The sequence below is a fragment of the Streptomyces pimonensis genome (assembly GCF_041380215.1).
GTDB lineage: Bacteria > Actinomycetota > Actinomycetes > Streptomycetales > Streptomycetaceae > Streptomyces > Streptomyces pimonensis.
The window spans coordinates 1-759 of sequence record NZ_JAHWZY010000133.1 but is presented as its reverse complement, the minus strand read 5'-3'; the positions used below and the strand labels follow the sequence as shown (position 1 = coordinate 759).

Annotated in this window: 1 protein-coding gene; it reads right to left on the bottom strand. The window is 71.7% G+C overall.

The genetic code is table 11. The features are described 5' to 3' along the window. Positions 1-759 (bottom strand): IS5 family transposase (locus KYY02_RS33685; protein ID WP_371244888.1); only part of this gene is annotated, 759 nt, incomplete at both ends.

Sequence of the window (759 nt, the reverse complement as noted above, 5' to 3'; positions counted from 1 at the left end):
CTTGCGGGCGAGGGTCATGCAGTGGGCGAGTTGGAGGAAGGCGTCGTGCATGTCGTCTCGGGCCTCCCAGCGGATCCGTAGGCGGCGGGGGCCGTGGAGCCAGGCAATGGCGGACTCGGCGACCCACCGAACGCGGCCCAGACCCGAGCCGTGCGGCTGCCCACGCCGGGCGATCTTCGGGACGATGCCGCGCTCCCGCAGACGACGGCAATACAACTCGTGGTCGTAGCCGCGATCGGCATACAGCACGCGCGGCTTGCGCCGGGGCCGGCCCCGTTTGCCCCGCACCGGTGGCACGCCGTCGACCAGCGGCAGGAGCTGGGTGACATCGTTGCGGTGCCCGCCGGTGTGGGACACCCGCAGCGGGGTGCCGTGTGCATCGGTCAGCACGTAGTGCTTCGAGCCCGGCCGCCCGCGGTCAACCGGGCCCGGACCGACTTTTGGGCTGCTCCGCCCCCGCTTGGCCGGCACATGGGAGGCGTCGATGGTGGCGCGGGAGAAGTCCAGGCGGTCCGCCTCCCGCAACCGGTCCAGCAGCACTTGCCGGAGGTCGGCCCACACCCCGGCCTGCTGCCATTCGGCCAGCCGCCGCCAGCAGGTGGAACCGGAGCCGAACCCCAACTCCTGCGGCAGGTACTCCCACTGGATGCCGGTGCAGAGAACGAACAGCACACCCTGCAGCGTCCTGCGGTCATCGATCCGCTTGCGTCCCGGGTGCCGGAACCGCCGCTCGTGCTTCGGCAGCAGCGGCTCGATCAC